Genomic DNA, 24,828 nt, shown 5'->3' on the forward strand with positions numbered 1-24,828 from the left:
GTCTTTTAAAATCAGTAACTGATACGGCAAATGTTGCTAAGTTGATCACTCTAAACTGTTTCTGGCTTTTTGTCGTCAACTCTTCGCCAGCACATCCATAACATAAAACAACTAAACACCAACCACATGATGACCCAGAGCCAAGAAGGCAACCAAGTAAGCTGAGAAAGCTTAGCTGCATCACCTTGAGTAGATAGCCCAAATAATACCGTAGGGCTTGTCATGGCATTGAGCACAATCATAAGACCGAGAATACGCAATAAACTATTCAACCAGGCACTATGGTCAAATTTAAGCGGCAGTAATAAAAACATTGCCAGAGAAATGAGAATACCAATGGTGAGTATATCTCGCGCCCAAAACACAATAGATGCCACGACTGTTAAGCCTAGTAAACCTAAAGTAAAGCGGATTCCGGCGCGCCATGTGGCTAATAAAAATATAAGATATCCCCAAAGCGCAGCGCCAAAATAGCCACTGAAGGTGATTAATGGCGCAAAGCCACCTTGGGTGAAACACAAGCCCGCACCGTTTGGAAATAACTGGATTTGATTAACCATACCACCGGTAATAATAGCGGCTATTCCATGAGAAATTTCATGAAAGTAACTTTCAAACCATTTAAATGGGATACTAATAATAGGCAATTTGGTAATAAGGAATGCCACAAAAAGTTCTAGAAAAAATAACCCTTTGGACGGAATAGCAGATAAGCTTTTCGGCTTAGGTTCATGCATATAAATCAATGCCCACCATTTGTTGAATTTGATCCCGTTGAGCAGCGTGCTGATTGAGCAGGTATTCTTTTATTGCACCTTCACTGCCTTGAGAATGATGCTGATGAGCATGACTTGATGTTTGTTGATCATATTGTACTTTGGCATCAACAGCAGATTTTATCGCTGACTCATCAAAATAAAGCACTTGCTCATTATCCGGAACAAGTTGGCCATCATTTTGATTAACGTTATTAACTGCAGCGTTGGTTTTTGATTGCGCTTTAATGGCTGATATATCACTAACAGCATCTACTTGAGCTGAAGCGTTTGGCTTAATAGCCTGAGGCGCCGAACCATTACTGATTGAGAAAGGGTTATAGGAAGACAATGGCTGAACGGCCGAATACATTGATGATTGCATTGATGAGTGCATAGTTGATTGCATAGCTGGTTGCATAAATTGTCCTCCTTTGGTTAATTAACTCACGTGCACAGATTCAAAATGTGATGATAACCTAGGTTATTCTCTGCCAGGAAGCTTTTTCCAAGTCACAGTATCCCGAAGGTAAACTGGTGCTAAATCATCAACTGTCGTAGATAAACCTTGCTCAAAACCAACCTTAGCTAACTTAAGCATAGCTTCAGCATCAGGAAGTTTAATATCTGTCATGATGATTGAATCAACTTCAGCTAACAAATCTGGGTAAGCATCAAAGCCTGTGCCGCAAAGCATAATTTGTTGCTTAGAATCTAACGTAAGCGTGACTTTATCTGGGTTGGTCACATACTCTTCGTCAACCAAAGTCGCAATGCCGTCGACTGCAATAAACTGACCCCAGTAAATTTCATTCATTCTAGCGTCAATAGCGACAAAAACTTGTTTTGCATCAGCTGAGTCAATGGCCATTTGTGCCATTGTCGCTAACGTCGATATGCCAATAACAGGAATATCATGTCCTAGGGCTAAACCTTGCGTCATGCTTGTGCAGATACGGATCCCGGTAAAGCTCCCAGGTCCACGGCCATATGCAATCAAGTTTACATCTGCAATTTTGATCTCGGCTTCTTTTAATACTTCATCAACCATTGGCAATAAACGCTGACTGTGCTCTCTTGGTGCATTCGCTGAGCGGCTAAATCGTTGCTGCTGTTTAATTAAAGCCGCAGAACAAGATTCTGTACAAGTATCTAATGCAAGTATTGTTAAATCTGAATCAATTTGAGTCATGTAAGCCTTGTTAACCCTAGGGCCTGTTGATCTTTCATGGTTGTTTTTGCAGCGAGTTGTTGGCCATTTATACAAGGCAGAGACTTTGTAGTGTAGTTATTCTACATAAAAAGTCGATAACGTAGTAAAAATGGCCAACAAACGCTGCCCAAGGGGTTCGATTAAAAGCGTTTTACTCTTTGTTGGATGCATTATGCTTAGATGACTAGGCATCAACTCATCCGCCTCGATTACAACGCTTTTATTTCGAACTAAACTTAACCAGCAAAGATCAACAGGCCCTAGAATATATCTTTAAATAATGGACGATATAATAACTTATGGGATACGTTTTAAAAAGCTTAACGCAGTATCTAAATCTCGAGTACGGCTCATTGGCGGCAAAGAGTTAATAAAAGCTTCACCATATGGACGGTTCACTATACGGTTATCACACAAAATTAATACGCCGCGATCTTTTTCATCCCTTATCAAACGCCCTACTCCTTGCTTCAAACTGATCACTGCTTGAGGTAATGAAATAGTCTGAAATGGATCTTTATTACTGCGCTCTGCATTGGCGGCTCTTGCACGGTATAAGGTATCGTCAGGTGATACAAATGGCAGTTTATCAATGATCACGCAACTTAATAAACGTCCCCTAACATCAATGCCTTCCCAAAAACTGCTAGTACCCAGTAAAACCCCATTGCCGAGCTGACGGAATTTATTCAATAAGCTTTGCTTACTGGCTTGGCCTTGGACTAATAAAGGGTAATTGACCTTACGCTGCAGTGCTATTGCCACTTGCTGTAGCATGTGATGGCTGGTAAATAAAATAAAGGTACGGCCTTGCGCTGCATTAATAGCTTGAGTGCAAACATCAACGAGTTGATTGACATTAGCCGCAGATTGGCCTGATTTAGCCAGATGCCTTGGCACACAAAATAACGCCTGATTTGGGTAATCAAATGGGCTATCTAGAATAATTTGTTTTGCTTTTCCTAAACCTAATTCGTCTGCGAAATGTTTAAGCTGACGATTTACTTGCAATGTCGCTGAGGTAAAAATCCATTGGGTGTTTTTATCAAATAACTGCTGACATTGTTTGGCAATATTAATTGGCGCAACTCTCAACATGGTAAAGCGGCCACTAGGTTCAACACTGTACGCGGCGTTTTGATCATGGCATTCAAAATAGCTCTGCAAATTACCAATCAAAGTAGCAAGTTGTGTGACGATTGAATCTAATGTCTCGCTACGCCCGACATGCTCAGTGGTGACCTTCAAAATTGTCATCAGCTCGGTTAATAAGTCCCATGATTGAGTCGCAAGTGCTTTGTTCGATATGACTTGGCGCCAATCGGTCACTTCAGCTTCCAGTAACTCGTTTTGCCAATGGGATAATTTCACTAAGCTTCGCTGACTTAATTGCTCTAATTGGATGGTGTCACGCAGCTCGGTGCGATAAACATCAATCACCTGATTTAATAGACGGTCTATATCTCGCGTGGCAATTTGTTGGCCAAAATAATTAATGCAAACATCTGGCACTAAATGCGCTTCATCGAACACCACCACGTCCGCTTCAGGTAATAATTCAGCAAAGCCTGTGTCTTTTAATAAGCGATCAGCAAAAAACAAATGATGATTGACCACCACCACTTTTGCATCCTGGGCTTTAATTTTTGCTTTACGACTAAAGCAAGCATCGTAATAAGCGCACTTTTTACCCGTACAGCTTTCTTTAGTGCTAGTCACCGTGCCAATAGTGGCAGAGTTTTCAGCAACGGCAGTCAGGTTTCCAATATCACCATCTTTGGTCATACTGGCCCACTGGTTGATCTTAATGAGTTCATCTACCACTTGAGGAGACATTTTGCTGATGTTCTGCAGGTTTTTCTCAAGCCTTAGCTGACATAAATAGTTACTGCGGCCCTTTAATAAAGCAGTTTTTGGCGCGACAGAAAACATTTTCAGCAATAAGGGTAAATCTTTAAAAAATAATTGCTCTTGAAGGTTTTTACTGCCGGTACTGATGATAACTTGTTTGCCACTCAATAATGCAGGGATCAGATAAGCATAAGTTTTACCAACGCCTGTACCCGCTTCTAAAATGAGATTGTGCTTATTCGCGACGGCATCACTCACCGCCATTGCCATATCAAACTGGCTCTGTCTTGGTCGGTATTGATGAATACTTTTCGCTAAAGCGCCTTCAGATGAAAAAGCTAATTCGACTTCTTTTTGTAATCTACTGCTCACAATTAACTCTTAAAGATGAACTCATTGGTACCACTTTTTATCGGGTTATCAGACTAACGGCTTTTATCTATCATATTATCTATGTAATTAGCACGCTTAACAATTCAAATACTAGGTAACATTAAATATTAAGTTGAATTGACGAGTAAGACTAAGTTTGAAATTAACTTTCTTACTTTTATTTCCTTTATAAAATTTTCACAATAAAAGCTGTCGATATATCAGCAGTTTTCGCTTACTTGTATATACAAACAGAGTAAAAATAAGTCTAAAAATCATACTGATATAAGTTATATTTTTTATTTTAAAAAAAATCACAATAAGTCTTTATTCTGTATTGCAAACAAATTTAAAAGGGGTTAGATTGTTTGTAATGAAATTACACAAGCTAATTTAAAGAGAATTTATTATGTTCATCCGAATCGATACAAACCATCATCATCACCATTTGCGGTAGCCTTCGGATGCTCACTGCCGGAGGACTATTTCCTTCAGGCGGTTGTAAAAAAATACACAAACCCCTGAAAGAAATTTCAGGGGTTTTTTAGTTTTTAGGCTTAAATTATTGTTTTTATATTAAATTTATTAGGGGTTACACCATGAGCGAAAATAACAGACTGCGTATTGCGATTCAAAAATCTGGTCGACTATCAAAAGAGTCACAAAAATTACTGAAAAGTTGTGGCGTTAAATTCAATGTGAATGAGCAACGACTCATCGTTCACGCTGACAATATGCCAATCGATTTACTACGTGTACGTGATGATGACATTCCAGGTTTGGTCATGGACGGTGTCGTTGATTTAGGTATTATTGGCGAGAATGTTCTCGAAGAAGAACAAATTGAACGCCAAACTTTAGGCAAGCCAGCTGAGTGTGTAAAGCTGCGTGAATTAGACTTTGGTGCTTGTCGCTTATCATTAGCCGTACCAAATGAGTTTAGCTATGAAAATGCCAGCTCACTTGAAGGACTTCGCATTGCGACTTCATACCCTAACCTGCTTCGCCGCTATATGCAGGAAAAAGGCATTAACTACAGTGACTGTATGTTAAAAGGCTCTGTTGAAGTCGCGCCGCGTGCAGGTCTGTCTGATGGGATTTGCGATCTAGTTTCAACAGGTGCAACCCTTGAAGCCAATGGATTGTACGAAACTGACGTTATCTACCAATCAATGGCTTGTATTATCCAGTCAGCTGAAGAGCAAGAGCCCGGTAAACAAGCATTAATCGATAAAATCTTATCTCGCATGAACGGCGTAGTTCGTGCCCGCGAAAGTAAGTACATCTTATTGCACGCACCTAGAGAAACATTAGATCAAATTGTAGCCCTACTGCCAGGTGCTGAAAACCCAACGGTTTTACCACTTAACGATGATACTGATCGCGTCGCAATTCACGCAGTCAGCACAGAAGATTTATTCTGGGACACAATGGAAGAGTTAACGGCGCTCGGTGCTAGCTCAATTCTAGTGATGCCAATTGAAAAAATGGCTGGCTAGTTTTAATAACTCATCAGCAGATAAAAATACTAGCGTTAACGAAATAGCAGTAGCGGAGCGGTAAATGCAAATCAAACAATCAATGCAAATACTTAATTGGGATCAATTAAGCCAACAAGCACAGCAGCAAGCGTTACTTCGCTCGCCTTTGATTGGCGACAACAGTGTTGAACAGTCTGTACGTGACATCATCAATACCGTCGTTGCAGATGGAGATGAAGCACTTAAGCAGTATAGCCAACGTTTTGATGGTATTAATGTTTCATCTTTGGGTTTATCGGCACTTGAGATAGAACAAGCTTGTGAAAGAGTCAGTGATGACGTTAAACAAGCAGTTGCAAATGCGGTTAGCAATATCGAGACATTTCACCAGGCACAGGCTTTCAAAGCTATTGATGTGGAAACTCAGCCGGGTATTCGCTGCGAACTTCGCTCTGAAGCGATTGAAAAAGTGGGTTTGTATATTCCTGGTGGCAGTGCTCCGTTGATTTCTACCGTCATGATGCTAGCACTACCCGCAAGAATTGCAGGTTGTGAGCAAAGAGTGCTAGTAAGCCCACCACCCATCAATGATGCGATTGTTTACGCAGCCAAAGTGTGTGGTATTACTGAGATCTATCAAGTGGGCGGTGCTCAAGCGATTGCCGCCCTGGCTTTTGGTACGGAATCAGTTCCTGCAGTCGATAAAATATTCGGACCAGGAAACCGCTTTGTTACCGAAGCAAAACGTTTAGTATCGCAAGATGGTCGCTGTAGTGTCGCCATTGATATGCCAGCAGGGCCATCAGAAGTACTCGTCATTGCAGATGAGAAATCAAACCCTGCATTTATCGCAGCCGATTTATTGTCTCAGGCAGAGCACGGCCCAGACTCGCAAGTGATGTTAGTAACTGAATCAGCCAATATCGCCGATGCGGTCAATGTTGAACTAGAAAAACAGCTTGCTGAACTTTCTCGCCAAGATATTGCAGCAGAAGCCTTAAGTTGTAGCCGCACTATATTAGTGAAAGACATGACTGAAGCTGCGATGGTTTCAAACCTATACGGCCCTGAACATTTAATTATTCAGACTGAAAACCCAAGAGCCATTTTAGCCAATATACGTGCTGCCGGTAGTGTGTTTTTAGGGGCATATACACCTGAGTCTGTTGGTGATTATGCCAGTGGCACAAACCATGTATTACCGACATATGGCTACAGCCGCAGTGTTTCAAGTTTATCGCTCGCTGATTTCTCGCGCCGTTTTACGGTACAAGAGCTCACCCCACAAGGCTTACAAAGTTTAGGGGAAACAGTCATGATATTAGCTGAAAACGAACTACTTGATGCACATAAAAATGCCGTAGCCATTAGACTGGCTTCGTTATAAACGCATACATCACCACTGGTTAAATAAAGAAGAAGATAATGGCTAATTCCATAAAGCAAAACAGCGAATTAACACTCGCACAAAGGCTCGCTAGACCTGAGTTACTTGATCTTACGCCTTATGAAAGCGCAAGACGTATTGGTGGTCGTGGTGATGTATGGATTAATGCTAATGAATCACCATTTAATAATAGTGAACTCAATAAACTTAATCGTTACCCTGAATGCCAGCCTGAAAGTTTGATAAAAGCATACAGTGAATATTCGGGCGTGGCAGCAAAGTCAATTGTTTCAACTCGTGGCGCAGATGAAGGCATTGAACTTCTTATTCGCGCTTTTTGCACCCCAGTAAAAGACAGTATTGCCTGTTTCGGGCCCACTTATGGTATGTATGCCATCAGTGCCAAAACCGTGAATGTTGATGTTATTAATTTATCGTTAACTGATGAATATCAACTACCTTATGGTTTTGCTGAGCAAACTGCGGGTGCCAAAGTTGTCTTTATTTGTAATCCGAATAACCCTACGGGTACCATCATTAGCAAACAAGACATTGAACAGGCTATTGCCGCTATGCCTAATGCTATTGTGGTTATCGATGAAGCGTACATTGAATTTTCAGCTGAGTATTCAGTCGCGGATTTAATCGAGAAATACCCAAACCTTGTGGTGCTAAGAACCCTATCTAAAGCCTTTGCACTTGCAGGTGCGCGTTGTGGATTTTTAATGGCAAACACTGACATTATCGATTTAATCATGCGCGTCATCGCCCCTTACCCTGTGCCGCTACCTGTATCTGAAGTGGCAGAAAAAGCGTTATCAACCCAGGGGGTTGAATTAATGCGTCAGCAAGTGAGTCTATTAGCTGAGCAAGGTAAACGCTTAAGCCAAGCGCTTGAAGCTTACGGTGCCAAAGTGCTACCCGCTAATGGCAACTTTGTGTTAGCAGAATTTACTAACACAGATGCAGTCAGCCAATCGCTGCAGCAGGCTGGGATAGTCGCAAGAGCATATAAAGATGTACGCTTAAAAAATCGAATTCGTTTTAGTTTCAGCCAAGAATCAGATACCGATAGGCTCATTGCCATCTTTAGTAAAAACAAATAATAGCGTTATCAGGGCTCGAGTTAGGGCATGAATTAAGGCATAAGTTAGTGCTGTATACAGCAGTAACCCTTAGTGTTTAACCTCGTGAGAACGTCACTGATAACCATACAGAATGACAAAAAATTTAAGGAAGTCCCATGAAGCAGAAAATATTGTTTATTGATAGAGATGGCACATTAGTCGAAGAACCGGCAATTGATAAGCAATTAGATAAATTAGAAAAACTTGTCTTTGAACCGCAAGTAATTCCGTCATTGTTAAAATTACAAAATGCGGGCTTTCGCCTAGTCATGGTCTCAAACCAAGATGGTTTAGGCACAGACTCTTTCCCACAAGCTGACTTTGATGCACCACATAATATGATGATGCAAATATTCGAAAGCCAAGGGATTAAATTTGATGACGTGGTCATTTGTCCACATTTTGACCATGAAAATTGCAGCTGCCGTAAACCTAAACTTGGCTTAGTTAAAGAGTACTTAACCCAAGGTAAAGTCGATTTTACCACTTCAGCAGTCATTGGCGATCGCCATACCGATGTTGAACTGGCTAATGCAATGGGCATTGCCAGCTTTCAATATCAACGTGAAAGCTTAGATTGGTTAGCCATTACCGATGCCCTGCTAAATAAAGGACGCACCAGTGAAGTGGTACGTACGACCAAAGAAACTGATATCAAAGTTAACATTAACCTAGACGATACCAGCAAAGGCAAAATTGATACTGGCATTGGCTTTTTTGACCATATGCTTGATCAAATCCAAACCCACGGTAATTTCAAAATGGACGTGAGTGTTGATGGTGATTTAGAAATTGATGATCACCACAGTGTCGAAGATACCGCACTCGCTATTGGTGATGCACTACGTCAAGCATTAGGCGATAAACGTGGCATTGCGCGCTTTGGTTTTAGCTTACCTATGGATGAAGCAAACGGTGAATGTCTAATGGATATCTCTGGTCGCCCACTCATCAAGTTCAATGCACAATTTGACCGAGAAATGGTAGGTGAAATGGCCACTGAAATGGTGCCACACTTTTTCCGTTCATTCGCAGATGGTCTTCGTTGTACCCTGCACATCAGTACTGAAGGTGATAACGATCACCACAAGGTTGAAGCCTTGTTTAAAGTGTTAGGTAGAACACTGCGTCAAGCGGTTAAAGTCGAGGGTGATATTTTACCTTCAAGTAAAGGTGTTCTTTAAGGTTGTACAAATGACAAACTCAACGACAACAGACAATGGTTTAAGTAGGGTGAATAATGTGAGTGCTGTGAATCAAGCAAACACGACTGTGATTCTTGATACAGGCTGTGCAAATTTAAGCTCTGTAAGATTCGCCTTCGAGCGTTTACAAGCTAATGTCATTGTATCTGCCGATCATCAAGTGATTAAATCTGCCGCACGTGTAGTTTTACCAGGTGTTGGTACAGCAGGTGCTGCGATGGATGCGTTAGTGAACCGTGACTTAGTCACAATCATTAATAGCCTAACTCAGCCTGTGATGGGCGTATGTTTAGGCATGCAGATGCTAGCAGAAAAATCCAATGAACATGGCGGGCGCACGGATAGTGATATCGATTGTTTAGGCTTGATTCCGACACAAATAAATGACTTAGACAGTCAAGGTTTGCCATTACCTCATATGGGGTGGAATCAAATCTCAGTCTCAGACCACCCTCTTTTTGATGGTATTGAAGATGGTAGCTATGTGTACTTTGTCCATAGTTTTAAAGCGCCAATCAGTGAATACACGATTGCCACATCACAATACGGTGAATCATTTAGTGCTGCCATCGGTAAAGATAACTTCTTCGGGGTGCAATTTCATCCAGAGAAAAGTGCCGCTATCGGCTCAAAAATATTACAGAATTTCCTGAACATGGGGAGCCAAGCATGATTATTCCAGCAATTGATTTGATCGATGGCCAAGTTGTACGTTTATACCAAGGTGATTATCAACAAAAAACGACCTTTGATTTAAGCCCTTTAGCACAGCTGCAATCATATGAAGCTCAGGGTGCTAACTTACTTCATATTGTGGACTTAACCGGTGCAAAAAATCCTGAAAAACGTCAAATAAAACTGATTTCAGAATTAGCAGCAGGACTTAACACTGACATTCAAGTCGGTGGTGGGATCCGCAGTGAGCAGCAAGTTAAAGAATTACTCGATATTGGCGTTAAGCGTGTCGTTATCGGATCGCTTGCGGTTAAAGAACCTGAACTGGTTAAAAGCTGGTTTGTGAAATACGGTAGCGATGCGATTTGTTTAGCATTAGATGTGAACATTAATGAGCAAGGTGAAAAAATTGTCGCAGTTTCTGGTTGGCAAACTGGAGGCGGCAAGTCACTTGAATCCCTTGTGAGCGAATTCAGTACCGTTGGACTGAAACATGCTTTAGTCACCGATATTAGCCGTGATGGTACCCTTCAAGGGGCAAACACTGACTTATATCAAGAGCTTGCAAGCACATATCCAGAAATAAATTGGCAGGCATCTGGTGGCATTGCCACACTTGATGATGTTGCAGCGGTAAGAAATAGCAAAGTTAACGGTATCATTATTGGCAAAGCCTTATTAATTGAGAACTTTACTGTTGCGGAGGCAATTGCATGTTGGCCAAACGTTTAGTCCCTTGTCTTGATGTCCGTGACGGTCAAGTTGTTAAAGGTGTGAAGTTTCGTAACCATGAAATCATTGGTGACATTGAGCCATTAGCCGCAAGATACGCGCTCGAAGGCGCCGATGAATTAGTATTTTACGATATCACTGCCAGTGCCCACGACAGAGTCATTGATAAATCTTGGGTGAGCCGTGTTGCAGCACAAATTGATATTCCATTTTGTGTTGCTGGCGGGATTAAAACTATCGAACAAGCAAGACAAATGCTGGCTTATGGGGCGGATAAGATTTCAATTAACTCCCCTGCACTTAGCGACCCTAGCTTGATTTCGCGCTTACAAGATGAGTTCGGCCGACAATGTATCGTGATAGGCATTGACTCATTTTATGACGCCGAGTCAGACAGCTATAAGGTTAAACAATTTACCGGTGACGAGGCTGCGACCAAAGATACGCAATGGTTTACCCAAGATTGGGTTGAAGAAGTGCAAAAACGAGGTTGCGGTGAAATCGTACTCAATGTGATGAACCAAGATGGCGTTCGTGGTGGTTATGATATTAAACAGCTCAGCATTGTCAGAGCGATATGTGATGTGCCATTAATTGCTTCTGGCGGCGCAGGAACCATGGCGCACTTTAAAGAAGTGTTTGAACAAGCCAATGTTGATGCAGCACTTGCCGCTAGTGTATTTCACAAAGGCATAATTGATATCAATGAGTTAAAAAAATACTTAGCCAATGAGAATATTGCGATACGTCTATAATTAAATATAGTCATTTAAACGCCACTAAATAAGACAGATGTGCTAATTAACAAGAGAAAAGAATAATGACACAATCTTCAACAGTAAAATTTGACACTTCAGAACTGGCTTGGGATAAACAAGACAACATGCTCCCTGCAGTTGTTCAGAATCACCTGACTGGCAAGGTGCTCATGTTAGGTTATATGGATAAGGCCGCTTTAGAACATACCTTAGCCACAGGAAAAGTCACCTTTTATAGTCGTTCAAAACAACGTTTATGGACTAAAGGTGAAACCTCTGGGAACACGTTAGATCTAGTGGCTATTGATAAAGATTGTGATAATGACAGCTTGCTGGTACAAGTCATTCCAAATGGTCCAACTTGTCACACAGGCACTGAAAGTTGCTGGCCTGACGGCAACGCACATTCGTTTATCGATAACTTAACCAATGTGATCATTTCTCGCAAAGGACAAAGTGCAGATTCAAGTTACACCGCTTCTTTATTTGAACGAGGTACTAAACGAATTGCGCAAAAAGTCGGTGAAGAAGGCTTAGAAACAGCCTTAGCTGCAGCAACTCATGATAAAGAAGAGTTGATTAATGAAGCCTCTGATTTGATGTATCACTTGATTGTTTTGTTAGAAGATCAGCAACTTTCTATGGCTGAAGTTAACCAGAATTTAATGCAGCGTCATTTGAACAGAAAATAACGCTTTAATTCATTCATAGGTACATCGATACATAAATACGTTTATAAATAATAAATCCGTTAGACATAATAAAGGCACCTTAAGGTGCCTTTATTGTTCGCTAACATTCATTTGTTAACTCAAAAGTTTGTTGTCAAAACTAAGCTTGCTCTTCCCATAGCTTCTCATCATTTTGCATGTTGTAAAGGCTCTCTGCACGAGATACCAATAAATTAGCAAATTTTAGTTGGGTTTCATCACGTGTCGCGCCTGACTTATGCAGGTTCTCAGCTTTTAACTGCCACATCATTGAAAAATGACGAATTGCTTCACGTGCAGTACCCGCTACTTTCACGTCGACATAATCTGAAGGTAAGTCACCAGACATAACCCAGAACGTTTGTTTAGTCGGTTGCTTAGATTCCATTTTCCAAATAGCGAGGTAAGGCACAAGGTAACGGCTTTCATCAGCAAGTACTTTAGACGGGATGACCCCTTTCTCAGCAAGGAAACGATTGGCTTTTTGAAATTGCGCTTGGACCCATTGTTGTCTTTGCACTTCTGGATCGGGTTGTTCTACTTTAGGCTCAGCCACTGATTCGGTCATTCTTTCTTCCTATTTTATTGTTATATTTGTCATCATAAAATAACATCAACACCTATAAAAAGGTGACAAATGTAACGAAACGCATAAAAAGTTTACGTTTACGTAAAGTGGCAAGCTAAATTGCCACGTAGATCACAAAATTATATGAATCTATCTTTGTTGAGAGTATCGCTAAATGCTATCGTTCTGCAATAAATAATAACAAGCAGTCGTTATCCCGTATAACTCTAACGACTATTTTATCGCACAGCGGAGATCACCAGTGGCTTTATTTAATCATGTATCGTTTGATAACCACGAACAAGTCGTTTTTTGTCAAGATGAAGAAAGTGGCTTAAAAGCAATCATTGCAATTCATAACACTAACCTCGGCCCTGCCGTAGGTGGTTGTCGTATGTGGAACTACGATTCAGATGATGAAGCAGTAAACGATGTATTACGCCTCTCGCGCGGCATGACATACAAAAATGCCCTTGCAGGTTTAACTATGGGTGGCGGTAAGTCAGTGATTATTGCCGATCCTAAAACAACAGATCGTGAAGCGCTATTCCGTGCATTTGGCCGTTGCATTCATACACTTGGCGGCAAGTACTTTTCAGCTGAAGATGTGGGTGTTTCAACTGCAGATATCATGATTGCACATCAAGAAACGCCTTACATGGCAGGTCTTGAAGGTAAAAGTGGCGATCCTTCTCCTTTCACAGCTTTAGGAACTTACTTAGGCATCAAAGCAGCCGTTAAGCATCAACGCGGTATTGATAGTCTTAAAGGTCTTAAGATTTCAGTTCAAGGCGTGGGTCACGTAGGTTACTACTTATGTAAGCATTTGCATGAAGAAGGCGCTGAACTTATCGTTACCGATATTCACCAAGCATCTTTAGATAAAGTGGCGACAGAATTTGGTGCGACAGTCGTTGCTCCACAAGATATCTATAGCCAAGATGTTGATGTATATGCACCTTGTGCACTTGGCGCTACGATTAATGACACGACTATCCCACAGTTGAAAGCAACGATTGTTGCTGGTTGCGCGAACAACCAACTAGCCGAAGTTCGTCATGGTGAAATCCTGAAAGATAAAGGTATTTTATACGCTCCAGATTACGTGATTAATGCTGGCGGTATTATTAATGTCTCTTTCGAAAGTGATTATGATGCGGCTAAATCAAGCGCAAAAGTAGAAGAAATCTACACCACCTTAATCAAAATTTTTGATGAAGCTGAAAAAGATAACCGTACAACAGGTGATGTTGCAGATGACATGGCTCGCGCCATCATTAACGCAGCAAAATAATCTGGTTATTCGAAACCAGTTAGAAATGAAAGGGAGTCACTAAACAGTGACTCCCTTTTTTATGTCTATTAATAAAGTGTTAGCAGCTTTCTATTCACTGCAAATCATTTAAAACGCTTAATTCATCACCTATTGCCAACCTGTTGTTTTATAAAGTTTGTCACCGATTTGACATACTATCGTCATCTGTTATTCAAAAACGTCCCATAAGCTAGCCTTGAAATCCATATTCAGGGAAGCGTCAATGTCTCAAAGTCATGTTGATAACAAAGCAAACTTTAATCCATTCTCTGAAGCGATAACTGCCAATGGTCGATCGCTTCCTCCTGAAAATATAAAACAACAGTTCAATGCCCTTTGGCTATCAGATATTCATTTAGGCAGTGTTGATTGTAAGGCTGAATTTCTGCTGAATTTACTGACTCAAACAAAAGCAGCGCAAATTTACTTAGTCGGCGACGTTATTGATATTTGGGCACTGAAGCGGAAAGTTTATTGGCCGGAAACCCATAACCTCGTCTTACAAAAATTACTGCAACTGGCCAAAGATGGCACCCAGATAAAATATATCCCAGGTAACCACGATGAAGCCTTTAAGTCTTATACCGACTTTCATTTGTGGGGAATAACCATGGCAAATGAATATATCCATGAATGCATCACAGGCGAAAAAATCTTAATGCTTCATGGCGACCAGTTTGACTCTGAAGTTTGTGTTAGCCGTGCGTATGCCAAATTAGGGGACCATTTATATGACGTATTACTGTTCCTTAACCGTAAATTACATCAAATCAGACACGCTTGTGGCTTTCCATACTGGTCACTAGCAAGTTACGTCAAACTGCGGGTCAACAAAGCACAACATGCGATAGAAATGTACCGAGATGCCGTTTTACGTTATGCCAAAACTCAACAGGTACAAGCGGTTGTTTGCGGTCATATTCATCAACCTGAATTGTCACTTCACGATGACATTATTTACGCCAACGACGGTGACTGGGTTGAAAACTGCACCTTAATAGCAGAAACCTTCAGCGGTCAATTACAACTATTACGTTGGAGTGACGAAGCATCCACCACCAAAGTCATTAAACAATTCCAACTTAACGTGCAGCCAAGCAGTGAATTTAAGCAGAAAGTCGCTTAACCAATACTGTTAGCGAACTAAATGTGAGTTAAGTAAAACCGCTTTTTCGCATTGATAACAACAAAGGTCATCAAAATGATTTTTTCCGTAGAGAACGTAGTTCAGCAGAACTTACCCAAACTGAACCAAACCCCATGGCTTGCGACCCCCACTAAGGCCATGCTGCGTTACTTACTTAATGAAAAGCAGTGCAATGAAATAGCGGCTGAATTTTCATATTTAAAAGGCGTTGATTTTGTTGAGCACGTTCTGGAGTGTTTTGACTTTAATTATTCAGTGCCAAGTAATGAAATCGAAAACATTCCCATAGAAGGTCGAGTGGTGATCTACGCCAACCACCCTATCGGCTCACTCGACGCACTGGCATTAATAAAACTCATCAGTAAAGTCAGACCCGATATTAAAGTGGTAGCAAACGAGTTATTAATGGCGCTAGAGCCCATGCATTCCTTATTGTTGCCTGTTAATAACATGTCTGGTGGAACCCCAAGGCAACATCTTGAAAATATTCACTTTCATCTCAAAAGTGAAGGTGCAGTTCTGATTTTTCCATCTGGAGAAGTATCACGGTTACGACCTTCTGGCGTGACCGACTTAAAGTGGCATTCAGGCTTTTTAAAAATGGCTAACACTTGCAATGCACCTTTGTTACCCATATTCGTTGATGCTAAAAACTCAGCAGCGTTTTACGGCGCATCGATGATTTACAAACCCCTTGCGAGCTTAATGCTGGTCAAAGAGATGTTTAAACAAGCCAAGCGCACTATGCCTGTTCGTATTGGGCAATTGATCCCCAAAGAAGCCATAACCAGCAATGACTTTTCCCGTAAAACCAAAGTACAGTTGCTTAAGAATCATCTTTATCGGATTGGTAAAAACCGCAGCCCGCTTTTTGCTACACAAAACGCAATCGCTCATCCTGAGTCGCGAAGTGAGTTGCAACATGCGCTGCAGCAGTGTGAGTTACTGGGTGAGACTAACGACAACAAACAGATATTTTTATATCAGCACCATCATTGCAGCCCAATCATGCGTGAAATTGGCAGATTACGTGAAATCGCTTTTCGCGCGGTCGGCGAAGGCAGCGGTAATCGCCGCGATAACGATCAATACGATCCTTACTATCAGCACTTAGTGTTGTGGGATAAAGATGCATTGGAAATTGTCGGCTCATACCGATTCGCCAGTGCTAAGAAAGTCCATGAAGAACAAGGCCCAGAAAAGCTATATAGCCAGTCATTATTTAAGTATTCAGATGAGTTTGCGCCATATTTTGAAAGCGGACTTGAGCTAGGTAGAAGTTTTGTACAACCTAAATATTGGGGTAAACGGAGTCTTGATTATTTATGGTTAGGGATTGGCGCTTATTTAGCTAAAAACCCGCAATTTAGATATTTATTTGGCCCTGTGTCGATTAGCGACCAATTACCTGAGCAAGCCAAAGAAATGATGGTGCATTTTTACCAGCAACACTTTTCAATGCCAAACGAACTGGCACAATCTAATAGCCCCTATCAGTTCACAGATGAACGTCTACACCAGTTGAACGGTTTATATCAGGATAATGATTACTCAAGCTGTTTTAAGGTGTTAAAGCACACCTTGGCAAACATGGGCGCGGCAGTGCCTCCGCTTTATAAGCAATATGGTGAACTTTGCCAAGATGATGGTGTGAAGTTTCTCGATTTTGGTATTGATACTGACTTCGGCAATTGTATTGACGGACTGGTTTTGGTGGATGTTCATGCTCTTAAGCCTAAAAAACGTCAGCGCTACATCGATTATCACTCAAAGACTAAAAATATAGACTAACAGCGACTTTTTATATGGTTTGAATACCGCAAATAAAGGCTGTGATGATTTGTTCACTTTACAATTGTCTGATATAAATAGATTAATTGAAAAGGAGGATCATCATGGTCACAATTGAGCAAATAATGAGCCCGAGAGTGGTCACCATTGAAATGGATGACCGCATTAGCACAGCAAAAGAAATATTTGATAATGTGCCTTTTCATCATTTAGTGGTGCTTGATGAAAACAAAACCATTTCAGGCATTTTAGCCCGTACTGATTTGCTCAATGCTCTCAGCCCTAATTTAGGCACAGCAGCAGAGCTCACCAGAGACATTGAGACCCTCAATAAACGCGTTCATCAGGTGATGGCTCACGGGCCAATTACTATTACCCCGTCATTAGATATCCAAAGTGCATCGCAATTAATGCTTAGTAAAGGCATTACCTGTTTCCCTGTTCTACAAGATGATGAGTTAGTTGGGATCGTCAGCTGGCGAGACTTGCTTGGACACTATTGCGGCTTGGTAAAAGTGGATAACAATAAGGCCGAGAATTAAACTTAAGCCTATGATTTTAAGATGTTAAATATAGTGTCATCATCAAAAGCCAGATACTTTAACTACTAGTTCAAAAGTAAATTTTGTCAATTAAAAATAATTAAAATAAAATCTTTAATCTCAACAAACACATACCGATCGATTCAAAAAAACTTCATTTTTCTCGCTGGAAAACGTCACATTTGTCTGCTTACCTTAAGGTAGGTTCACAAGCCAAGGAGATGTTTATGACGAGTTTCAAATATCAATTAAATCAGGAAAAGATTGAATTGCTGGCTAGTGACTGGATCGGATTAGAACGTGTTTTAGTTAATGACAAAATCGTGTCGACTAAGGTTAATTTTGGACAACGTAGTACCCATAAAATTGAGCTTAAAAGCGGTAAACCCTGTCGATTACAATTACTTATTGACCCTCAAACAGAACAACTTACCTGTCGGCTTTATAAGCAAAATCAGTTGATCGCAAGCTTGAAGCAAGGAAAGCAGAGTTTATTGAGTAGCAAAACGTTTTTTGAAGCCACAATGATGCTCGCATGTATGAGTAGCCTAGGGCTTTATTGGATCAGTTAACTTAGTGACTTCATTTATTATGTTTTAAATAACAGGCTGCTCTTGCAGCCTGTTTTTATTCACATTCAAATAGTTTGTTATTCTCGACACAAATCAATTGCGAAGACTGATAATTACCACTGCCTGCAGTCACAGTGGTTATTTTCACTTTTTGTACTTGATCAGTATCCTCCATGACTTCAACGTTAAGAATGGTGCCATCTCTTGGTATGACAATCCCCTGGGTAAAGTCACCTACATATAAATCTTTAAACAATTTAATGGTAATCGAGCCAATTGAGCGAGGTTCAATTCGCCCCTCTGCAATCACTAAACTTTGGCCATTACTAAACTCAAATGACTGAATATACGTACCATCATTTGATGTGGTTAGTTCAAACGTTTCGTGTGCTTGCACGCTAGTCATCAACATTGAAAAACTGGCTACTGCTACTAGTTTTATCATTAAAGCCTTCATTTTCATTACCTACTCGCTCAGCTGTTAAGTCGATTAATATAATCATTATGCAAACTGCGTTAATTTGCGAATTTTTATCCAAAACAACATCATTTTACATTTTATATAATGGCGAAACTCTAGAAACTCTCGAAACAAAAAAAGGCTACCAATTGGTAGCCTTAACGCGTTAATGAGTAAAACACGACTCATTAAGAAACCGCTTAAACCTTAGAACACCCGAGCAACAAGGCCCTTAAGGTAAAACCCTTCTGGAAATGCACTGCCAATAGGATGATCGCTAGCTTGGCTTAAACGATCAATAAACTGTACATCACGTTTCGCATCCAGCGCAGCATCAGCAACAACCTTTTGGAATAAATCGGCAGCCATTAACCCTGAACAAGAGAATGTCAGTAAGGTTCCACCTGGGTTAAGCAGTTGCATTGCAATCATATTAATATCTTTATAACCACGGCACGCGCCATTTAACTGCGCCTTGTTATCGGCAAACTTAGGTGGGTCTAGAACGATAACATCAAATGTTTTACCTTCATCACGATACTGTCGTAATAGCTTGAACACATCGGCTTCATGGTAATTAACATGCTCATCACTAAACCCGTTAATTTCCATGTTTAAACGGGCCGTATCTAACGCTAATTTTGATACATCAACATTTTCGATGCTGGCCGCGCCGCCGTTGGCTGCGTATAAGCCAAATGTGCCTGTATAACAAAAACAGTTTAATACCGACTTGCCTTTAACAAAACGCGCTGCAATTGCACGATTGTCACGTTGATCTAAATAAAAACCTGTTTTATGGCCTTTAGTCACATCCACTGAAATCTTGATACCATTTTCTTCTATCACTACAGGCATTTCAGGCAAGTCGCCATGAAGCAAACCAGTGACAGGCTTCAGCCCTTCTTTCTTACGAGAGTCCACATCTGAGCGCTCATAAATAGCACAATCAGGGTATAACTCAGCTAAGACCTCAACTAAGGTGTCACGCCAGAAATCAGCACCAGTGCTTAATAATTGACACACTAATACATTGGCATACTTATCGATGGTGATGCCTGGCAGTCCATCAGATTCTGCAGCAATCAGTCGATAACCCGTTAACCCTTGTTCGGCAATAAGCGCTTCTCGACCCGCTTGTGCACGCTGAATGCGTCGAGTAAAGAAGTCTTTATCGATTTGCTCTTCTTTATCAAATGTCCAAACTCGTACTTGAATTTGCGATTCTGGCGACCATGCACCACGGCCTAACCAATGACCATCATGCGCAACAACATCAACCGTTTCACCTGCTTGCGGCTTACCTTTAATGTTATGTATACCACTAGCAAATACCCAAGGATGTTTACGTTCGAGTGATTTTTCACGCTTGGGTCTAAGCTTGATTCTGATTGCCATGATGCTGCCTTTTTAAATTTGGGATCGCGATGATAAGGATCCTAACAGGGGAACGCAAGTTACAACACTCAATTATAGAGGTTTTCCCTCATTAGCAAATGAACTTAGTGCAACCACAGCGCATGTTGAGCACATCTTGTCTATCGGCAAACAAAAACGCCATTTAATTTATATTAAATGGCGTTTATTTTAGGATGAACTACTTATTTCTATCCACTTTTCAAATGTCACCTTTCAAATGTCACCTTTCAAATGTCACGTTCATAACGACATCTTTATAACGTCCACTTTATAACGACATCTTTATAACGACATCTTTATAACGACATCTTAAAACATTGTTTGCCCAATGATATTAATCACAATAAGTGCCATTTCATATAAAATGACATGGAGTAATAATAAAATATAAATAAGCTGTAAAAAATCACTAATAAACGTTCAAGGCCAGCATAATAAATATAAGTCTACACAAGTATTTAAATCATCTATATTGAATAGTAAATAAAATTATAAGCTATTTGTTTAAAAGTAACAGTGTAAATAATTGAGACTGACTTAATAAAGTAATATCTTGATGCTGTTGACCATCTATCGTTAATGATAAAACTGGGTTTTGTAAAAAATCTTTAGCATCATCAGCTGAATATAATTCTGGTAATTCTAGGTGATATTTTTCATTCCCTGACACATCTAACTTTAAGTACAAAGGCTGTGACTTAACCCAATGCCCAGAGTCATCAGCGTTATCTTGGAACAAGTCGCTGTAGCTAACTTCGATTAACTGTTCGCCAGTGCCTAAGTCGACTTCACGTTCAAACTCAATCACAACACCATTGACACTATCAACATCAAGGTCGTCATGGAAGGTTATGCTAGAAGATTGCGCAGCAAAACTTGTCAATAATAATCCGAGTGCTGCCGATAATGTAAGTTTAGTATTCATGTTAAGCTCCAATTTAATTTCATGTATTCCGTAAAACACTTCATTTCATACCACACGAATAATTAGACCTTCGATAAACAATAAAAATTTCAAAAACAATTGAATTATTTTTATTTAAAAATAAATAATCATTTAAAATCAGCCGCTTTATTTCTAAAAAGAATAATTAACTGTGACAATATTTAAAATCAACTCACTTTCTTTGATTTAATACACAGAACCTTAACGTTTTATTCTTTATAGTTAATAAACTAATAATAACATTAATGATAAACTGGAAGCTTCATCGATGAGTCAAGTTGGCAAAAGAAAAATTTTGTGCGTACATTGCGAAATGGAACGAGTCGAACTATTGAAAATTTGTCACTGCCAAAACAGTATAAAAACAAAACAGAAAAGGAATGTGAACGCTGTTACTGCCATTTCATTATTTGCATTGAGTGTCTTAATGATTGTGCTTTCATCGACTTTTTGGTTATCAATAATGACTAACCTAGATGTCTATTCTTTTCATTACGAAACAACACATGGCAAGGTTATAAACTTGTTTGCTGGTTGGGTTTTCTTTACCGGATGGTATGGTCTGTTGATTACCCTACCTAAAATAATGTTTCAAATAAAAAAAGCATAAATACCACAGTTTCAAGACATCAGGCAGGGTACAAACCTACTATCTAGCAAGTATAATTTTTAGTCGATTTACATGTTTGATTAAACGCCTGAATAATCAGGAACAATTAATGGTTCAATTCCATACGCACACTTTTTTTGTCAAAATATGCTTTTAAAAAGTCTAATAAAAGTCTTATCTTTTTAGAATCTGCAGCGCCAGGCGGAAACACCGCATAAATATTAATATCACTGAATTGATAATCATCTAATACTGACTCTAAGGTTCCCTGTTTGATTTTGGGTAAAGCATCATAAGTTGGGATCCGGCCAATACCATGGCCCCCTTCAACAAACGCGGTTCGTGCTGATGCATTATTGGTGCTAATACTGCCCTTCATTTCGATGCTAAAAGAGCGGCTACCTTTTTTAAGCTCAAGCACTTTTTTTAACGGTTTATAAATAACCCAATCGTGAACACTTAAGTCACTGGGTGATTTAGGCCTACCGTGTTTATTAAAATATTCAGGCGAGCCACATAAACACGTTTGCAGTACAGACAATTTAGTTGCCTGTAATGTCGAATCCACCAGAGGTGCACCACGAATTGCGATATCGATACCTTGATTAATAATATTCACGATATCATCTGTTAACATGACATCCAGTTCAATCTTTGGGTACATACGTTTAAATTCATTCAGTGCAGGCACAATGTTCTCAAGCCCAGCATTAACCGGACAAGTCATTCTTATCAAACCCATTGGTTCGCTTTTCATATTTTCAATTTGCTTATTCGCCGAATAAGCTTGTTCTGCAATAACCTTACAGGACTGATAATAGGCTTGCCCTTCTTCGGTCAAACTAATACTTCTTGTTGAACGATTGAGTAACTTAACTTGTAGGTGCGCTTCTAGTTTTTTCAGATGGTAACTCACTACAGCACGAGACAGTCCGATATGTTTAGCGGCGCCACTTAAACTCCCTTGTTCCACTACTTGTGAAAACACCACCATACTTTTGAGCTGTTCAAAAGAAACATTCACCGTCAAATCCCTCCTATCGCAAATAACCCTATTATGAGCTTAGCGTTAACTTAATCAGTTCATTGTATCAATAATTTAAACAATGAAGTCGAATTACTCTGCATTGTCAGATATTAATCTCGTTTCTATAATGGCTTCAATATTACGGTACGTGCAAAACCCAATGCTTTGCCAGAACAGTTAAACAAGGACTTCCCATGACTCAAGTAACTAAAAACGTATTAATGGTATTAACTTCTCATGATGCTTTAGGCGACACAGGTAAAAAGACTGGTTTTTGGATTGAGGAGTTTGCAGCGCCTTACTTTGTTTTTAAAGATGCTGGTTTTAATATTACTCTAGCTTCACCAGCTGGTGGCCAACCACCCATTGACCCAAGTAGTGAGCTAGAAGATTTTCAAACTGATGACACTCGCCGTTTTGATAATGACAAAGAAGCACAAGCTCTATTAGCTAACACGCAAATGTTAGAGACAGTTAACGTTGATGATTTCGATGGTGTATTTTACCCTGGTGGTCACGGTCCATTATGGGATTTAACCGACAACACAACATCAATTGAGCTAATTGAGCAGTTCATTAGCCAAAACAAACCGGTAGCAGCTGTATGTCACGCAACTGCAGCACTGTTAAATGCTAAAAACAACGATGGCACTATGCTAGTTGCAGGTAAAGCTGTCACAGGATTCAGCAACACAGAAGAAGAAGCCGTGCAATTAACAAGCGTGGTGCCTTTCTTGCTTGAAGATGAATTACAAAAACGTGACGCAGATTACCAAAAAGTCGCTGACTGGCATGCGTTTTCAGTTCAAGATGGTTTAGTGATTACTGGTCAGAACCCTGCAAGTTCATCAATAACTGCACAAAAGTTAGCATCACACATAAACGCTTAATAAAGATTATTATTGATACTAGGACATTCTCATGCTTAATTTTTCATTTCAAAACAATACAAAAATCTTATTTGGTGAAAATCAAATCAGTGCTATTAGCCAAGAAATCCCAGCTGATGCAAAAGTACTTATGGTTTATGGCGGTGGTTCAATTAAATCAAATGGTGTTTATGATCAGGTTAAACTGGCACTAAAAGACCACACTTGGTTTGAATTTTCTGGTGTAGAACCAAATCCTCAATACGATACGTTAATGAAAGCGCAAGCTGTCATTGAAGCTGAAAACATCGACTACATCCTTGCAGTAGGTGGTGGTTCAGTTGTTGATGGGGTTAAATTTATTGCTGCGGCAGCTAAATTTGATGGTCAAGATCCTTGGGATATTGTCGCAAAAGGCGCCAAAGTTGAACAGGCATTACCTATAGGAGCAGTTTTAACCCTTCCAGCAACAGGTTCTGAGTCCAATGGTGGCTCTGTGATTACTCGTGACGGTAACAAATTACCATTTGGTAGCCCATTAGTGCGTCCATTATTTGCAGTATTAGACCCTTCTGTGACTTTGTCTTTATCGGATCGTCAAATTGGTAATGGTGTTGTAGATGCTTATATCCATATTATGGAGCAATACTTAACCTTCGACGTTAATGGTAAAGTTCAAGACCGCTTCAGCGAAGGTTTACTGCAGACATTAATTGAAGAAGGTCCAAAAGCACTAGCAGCTGAGACTAAAGAAGATTTAGCAGTTAGAGCCAACATCATGTGGTCAGCAACCATGGCATTGAACGGTTTAATTGGTGCGGGTGTCCCACAAGATTGGTCAACCCATATGATTGGACATGAATTAACAGCCAGCCACGGTATTGACCATGCACGTACTTTATCAATTGTACTGCCAGCGGTTATGAAAGTTCGTCGCGAGCAAAAACATGCCAAATTAGTTCAATATGCTGAGCGTGTATTTGGTATCACAACCGGTAGCGATGAGCAGAAAATTGATCAAGCGATTGTCGCCACTGAAAACTTCTTTAAGTTGATGCAGGTACCAACACGTTTAAGTGATATTGATGTGGGTGCGGAGCAAGTTGATATTTTAGTGTCTGCTCTTGAAAAGCATGGCATGACAAAGTTAGGTGAACATGGTGATATCGATTTAGCAGTCAGCCGTGAAATTTTAACCACCGCTTTGTAATTCAAGTTAATCACTGAGTCCACCAGCTTATACTTTATCAACCTAGGTTTTTGGTTTGAATAAGTATAAGCGAATGCAAAGGCTAG

Annotated in this window: 24 protein-coding genes; 15 read left to right on the forward strand and 9 right to left on the reverse strand. The window is 40.2% G+C overall.

From position 1 onward, the window contains the following. Window positions 1-50: 50 nt before the first annotated feature. From LMH66_RS09685 to LMH66_RS09705, 4 genes are all read right to left on the reverse strand, one after another. A complete protein-coding gene (locus tag LMH66_RS09685; RefSeq protein WP_229369606.1) occupies window positions 51-737 on the reverse strand; it encodes a M50 family metallopeptidase in 687 nt (228 codons plus the stop codon). Continuing rightward, window positions 730-1,176 carry a hypothetical protein gene (locus LMH66_RS09690; RefSeq protein ID WP_102526253.1) on the reverse strand — a complete coding sequence of 149 codons (447 nt, stop codon included), beginning with the start codon at window positions 1,174-1,176 and terminating at the stop codon, window positions 730-732. The genes LMH66_RS09685 and LMH66_RS09690 overlap by 8 nt, the downstream gene beginning before the upstream one ends. 63 nt (window positions 1,177-1,239) lie before the next feature. After that, on the reverse strand, window positions 1,240-1,947 hold the full coding sequence (tsaB, locus tag LMH66_RS09695) for a tRNA (adenosine(37)-N6)-threonylcarbamoyltransferase complex dimerization subunit type 1 TsaB (protein ID WP_229369649.1): 708 nt from the start codon (window positions 1,945-1,947) through the stop codon (window positions 1,240-1,242). Between the two features lie 318 nt (window positions 1,948-2,265). Continuing rightward, a complete protein-coding gene (locus LMH66_RS09705; RefSeq protein ID WP_229369607.1) occupies window positions 2,266-4,191 on the reverse strand; it encodes an ATP-dependent DNA helicase in 1,926 nt (641 codons plus the stop codon). A gap of 599 nt (window positions 4,192-4,790) precedes the next feature. Here LMH66_RS09705 and hisG point away from each other — a divergent pair. The 8 genes from hisG to hisIE all read left to right on the forward strand — a co-directional run bounded on the left by hisG (window position 4,791) and on the right by hisIE (window position 12,248). Further along, on the forward strand, window positions 4,791-5,690 hold the full coding sequence (hisG, locus tag LMH66_RS09710) for an ATP phosphoribosyltransferase (protein ID WP_102526256.1): 900 nt from the start codon (window positions 4,791-4,793) through the stop codon (window positions 5,688-5,690). Between the two features lie 82 nt (window positions 5,691-5,772). Beyond that, complete coding sequence (gene hisD / locus LMH66_RS09715) at window positions 5,773-7,059, forward strand: histidinol dehydrogenase (protein WP_229369650.1); 1,287 nt, start codon at window positions 5,773-5,775, stop codon at window positions 7,057-7,059. A gap of 38 nt (window positions 7,060-7,097) precedes the next feature. Then, window positions 7,098-8,165: a histidinol-phosphate transaminase gene (hisC, locus tag LMH66_RS09720; RefSeq protein ID WP_229369609.1), complete on the forward strand. Its 1,068-nt coding sequence runs from the start codon at window positions 7,098-7,100 to the stop codon at window positions 8,163-8,165. 137 nt (window positions 8,166-8,302) lie between these two features. Continuing rightward, window positions 8,303-9,370 (forward strand): bifunctional histidinol-phosphatase/imidazoleglycerol-phosphate dehydratase HisB, encoded by a 1,068-nt coding sequence (hisB, locus tag LMH66_RS09725; RefSeq protein ID WP_229369611.1) that lies wholly within the window; start codon window positions 8,303-8,305, stop codon window positions 9,368-9,370. A gap of 10 nt (window positions 9,371-9,380) precedes the next feature. Beyond that, window positions 9,381-10,064, forward strand: a complete 684-nt coding sequence (gene hisH, locus LMH66_RS09730) for an imidazole glycerol phosphate synthase subunit HisH (RefSeq protein ID WP_229369613.1) — start codon at window positions 9,381-9,383, stop codon at window positions 10,062-10,064. Further along, the gene (gene hisA / locus LMH66_RS09735; protein WP_229369616.1) at window positions 10,061-10,798 is read left to right on the forward strand and encodes a 1-(5-phosphoribosyl)-5-[(5-phosphoribosylamino)methylideneamino]imidazole-4-carboxamide isomerase; all 738 of its coding nucleotides are present in this window, start codon (window positions 10,061-10,063) and stop codon (window positions 10,796-10,798) included. Before hisH ends, hisA begins: the two co-directional genes overlap by 4 nt. Further along, the gene (gene hisF, locus LMH66_RS09740) at window positions 10,780-11,553 is read left to right on the forward strand and encodes an imidazole glycerol phosphate synthase subunit HisF (protein ID WP_229369618.1); all 774 of its coding nucleotides are present in this window, start codon (window positions 10,780-10,782) and stop codon (window positions 11,551-11,553) included. Before hisA ends, hisF begins: the two co-directional genes overlap by 19 nt. 65 nt (window positions 11,554-11,618) lie before the next feature. Next, window positions 11,619-12,248 carry a bifunctional phosphoribosyl-AMP cyclohydrolase/phosphoribosyl-ATP diphosphatase HisIE gene (gene hisIE, locus LMH66_RS09745; protein WP_229369620.1) on the forward strand — a complete coding sequence of 210 codons (630 nt, stop codon included), beginning with the start codon at window positions 11,619-11,621 and terminating at the stop codon, window positions 12,246-12,248. A gap of 139 nt (window positions 12,249-12,387) precedes the next feature. Here the strand turns inward: hisIE and LMH66_RS09750 are convergent, their stop codons facing one another. After that, window positions 12,388-12,834, reverse strand: a complete 447-nt coding sequence (locus LMH66_RS09750) for a DUF4826 family protein (RefSeq protein ID WP_229369623.1) — start codon at window positions 12,832-12,834, stop codon at window positions 12,388-12,390. Between the two features lie 262 nt (window positions 12,835-13,096). Between LMH66_RS09750 and LMH66_RS09755 the strand changes: the two genes are divergently transcribed. The 5 genes from LMH66_RS09755 to LMH66_RS09775 all read left to right on the forward strand — a co-directional run bounded on the left by LMH66_RS09755 (window position 13,097) and on the right by LMH66_RS09775 (window position 18,201). Continuing rightward, on the forward strand, window positions 13,097-14,128 hold the full coding sequence (locus LMH66_RS09755; RefSeq protein ID WP_229369625.1) for a Leu/Phe/Val dehydrogenase: 1,032 nt from the start codon (window positions 13,097-13,099) through the stop codon (window positions 14,126-14,128). A 244-nt stretch (window positions 14,129-14,372) separates the two neighbouring features. After that, window positions 14,373-15,275: a UDP-2,3-diacylglucosamine diphosphatase gene (locus tag LMH66_RS09760; protein WP_102526265.1), complete on the forward strand. Its 903-nt coding sequence runs from the start codon at window positions 14,373-14,375 to the stop codon at window positions 15,273-15,275. A 51-nt stretch (window positions 15,276-15,326) separates the two neighbouring features. Next, a complete protein-coding gene (locus tag LMH66_RS09765) occupies window positions 15,327-17,087 on the forward strand; it encodes a GNAT family N-acyltransferase (RefSeq protein WP_420709413.1) in 1,761 nt (586 codons plus the stop codon). A 104-nt stretch (window positions 17,088-17,191) separates the two neighbouring features. Next, window positions 17,192-17,629 carry a CBS domain-containing protein gene (locus LMH66_RS09770; protein WP_229369629.1) on the forward strand — a complete coding sequence of 146 codons (438 nt, stop codon included), beginning with the start codon at window positions 17,192-17,194 and terminating at the stop codon, window positions 17,627-17,629. A gap of 227 nt (window positions 17,630-17,856) precedes the next feature. Next, window positions 17,857-18,201: a hypothetical protein gene (locus LMH66_RS09775; protein WP_102526268.1), complete on the forward strand. Its 345-nt coding sequence runs from the start codon at window positions 17,857-17,859 to the stop codon at window positions 18,199-18,201. 55 nt (window positions 18,202-18,256) lie between these two features. On the opposite strand, the gene LMH66_RS09780 is transcribed toward LMH66_RS09775, so the two are convergent. From LMH66_RS09780 to LMH66_RS09795, 4 genes are all read right to left on the reverse strand, one after another. Next, window positions 18,257-18,646 (reverse strand): PliI family lysozyme inhibitor of I-type lysozyme, encoded by a 390-nt coding sequence (locus tag LMH66_RS09780; protein ID WP_157936179.1) that lies wholly within the window; start codon window positions 18,644-18,646, stop codon window positions 18,257-18,259. A 222-nt stretch (window positions 18,647-18,868) separates the two neighbouring features. Then, window positions 18,869-20,059, reverse strand: a complete 1,191-nt coding sequence (locus tag LMH66_RS09785) for a class I SAM-dependent rRNA methyltransferase (protein ID WP_229369630.1) — start codon at window positions 20,057-20,059, stop codon at window positions 18,869-18,871. Window positions 20,060-20,576: 517 nt separating this feature from the next. Next, complete coding sequence (locus LMH66_RS09790; RefSeq protein ID WP_102526180.1) at window positions 20,577-21,005, reverse strand: DUF2057 family protein; 429 nt, start codon at window positions 21,003-21,005, stop codon at window positions 20,577-20,579. A gap of 737 nt (window positions 21,006-21,742) precedes the next feature. Further along, window positions 21,743-22,660, reverse strand: coding sequence for a LysR family transcriptional regulator (locus tag LMH66_RS09795; protein ID WP_102528147.1), 918 nt, complete (start codon window positions 22,658-22,660; stop codon window positions 21,743-21,745). Window positions 22,661-22,857: 197 nt separating this feature from the next. On the opposite strand from LMH66_RS09795, the gene LMH66_RS09800 reads away from it, so the two are divergent. Both LMH66_RS09800 and LMH66_RS09805 read left to right on the forward strand, forming a co-directional pair. Beyond that, entirely contained in the window at window positions 22,858-23,553 is a 696-nt protein-coding gene (locus LMH66_RS09800) for a type 1 glutamine amidotransferase domain-containing protein (protein WP_229369633.1), read from the forward strand. A 31-nt stretch (window positions 23,554-23,584) separates the two neighbouring features. Further along, complete coding sequence (locus LMH66_RS09805; RefSeq protein ID WP_229369637.1) at window positions 23,585-24,742, forward strand: iron-containing alcohol dehydrogenase; 1,158 nt, start codon at window positions 23,585-23,587, stop codon at window positions 24,740-24,742. Window positions 24,743-24,828: the final 86 nt, after the last annotated feature.

This window comes from Shewanella sp. 10N.7, from assembly GCF_020806285.1.
GTDB lineage: Bacteria > Pseudomonadota > Gammaproteobacteria > Enterobacterales > Shewanellaceae > Shewanella > Shewanella electrodiphila.